Consider the following 1,446-nt stretch of genomic DNA (forward strand, 5'->3'; position numbering starts at 1 on the left):
CGTCTGCCGTGTAGCGTCCGAAGCGGACATTACCGCCTAATGATTGATTCTGAGCCAGATAGGCGATATCGGCCACAACGCCTTTTGTTGGAAAGAAAATGACGTTGCGCGAGTCGTAAAACAAGCCTAACCCTGCCCCTGACAATCGGCTGCCTGATCCGCCGGCTACGGTTCCTGAAGCCAGCAACCCGCCCGGTTCGACGCTGGTGACCTGATAATCTTCATACTGATACCGAATTCCGGCATAAAGCTTTCCCCGGCTTACACCGGGACTGATCCGCCGGAAAGCATTAATCCGTACACGCGGAAAATTTACAGCGTACAGCTCACGGGCAACCTCCTGCCGGCCAACTCCATAAAAATAATAATTGTAGCGATAATACCCGGCCTCGCCATTGATATAGTACTTGTCCTGATCGTAAAAGATCTGAAACGGCAGGTAAACCAGTATTTGTTTATTCTGTGTATAGGCAAACCCAAGGGTAATCTGCGACGGACGAACCGAAGCCCTGGCCTGACCGGATGAATCTGCCCGCAAAAAAGCCATATCCCGCTTAAAACGAAACGTAGCCGTCGCTGCTGCCCCATACGCCAGCCGGGTTTCGGGCGTGTAATAGATCAGGGGAAGCGGCAGAACACTAAATGCTTTGGGGACACTGTCGGCCGGAACCGAAATGAGCAGGGCAGTTACCAGCGACGATAGAAACATATGGAATATAAATTGCGTATACTCATAATACGAAAAGTTACCCCGCAGGGTTTGAATCCGGCATTTTTAAAACTATTCGGTGGGTTGGCGCGTATATCTGATTGTAGAAAAATTAACGCTCATGATGAAAATACATCCTAAGTATACATTCCTGCTTTTTGGTCTGTTCTGGTTACTGACTTCAGCGTTCACTGAACCAACGGCCGCCCCCGTTGATCACAGTGCCTATGACCGCCTGCTGAAAAAATATGTCAACGAAAAAGGCCTGGTCAATTATAAGGGCTTTAAATCGGAAGAGAAAGCATTTAATGACTACCTGGCTATGCTCAGCAAAAATGCGCCGGCTGCTTCGTGGAGCAAAAACGAGCAGATGGCGTACTGGATAAATGCCTATAACGCGTATACCATCCGGCTCATTCTCGACCATTATCCCGTAAAAAGTATTAAGGATATTGGTTCCAAAATCAAGATTCCGTTTGTGACAACGCCCTGGGCGGCGAAGTTTTTTACGATTGGCGGCGAAAAAATGAGTCTGGATAATATTGAACACGGCATTCTGCGTAAAAAATATAACGATCCACGCATTCACTTTGCCCTGGTTTGCGCATCTATTTCATGCCCCCGCCTCCGGAATGAGGCATACGTGGCCGATAAGCTGGATGCCCAGTTAGACGATCAGGGGAGCGACTTTCTGAATAATCCGTCCAAGAATAAAATCAGTAAAGACGAAATCCGGC

General features: G+C 48.3%; 2 protein-coding genes. One reads left to right on the top strand and one right to left on the bottom strand.

Annotation, left to right across the window (positions count from 1 at the left end; translation table 11 throughout):
• Positions 1–709: BamA/TamA family outer membrane protein (locus BLX24_RS30350; protein ID WP_177225982.1), on the bottom strand; the 709-nt coding region annotated here is incomplete at its 3' end.
• Positions 710–833: 124 nt separating this feature from the next.
• On the opposite strand from BLX24_RS30350, the gene BLX24_RS30355 reads away from it, so the two are divergent.
• Positions 834–1,446: DUF547 domain-containing protein (locus tag BLX24_RS30355; RefSeq protein WP_374755031.1), on the top strand; the 613-nt coding region annotated here is incomplete at its 3' end.

It is taken from the genome of Arsenicibacter rosenii, assembly GCF_001870735.1.
Classification (GTDB): Bacteria; Bacteroidota; Bacteroidia; order Cytophagales; family Spirosomataceae; genus Arsenicibacter; species Arsenicibacter rosenii.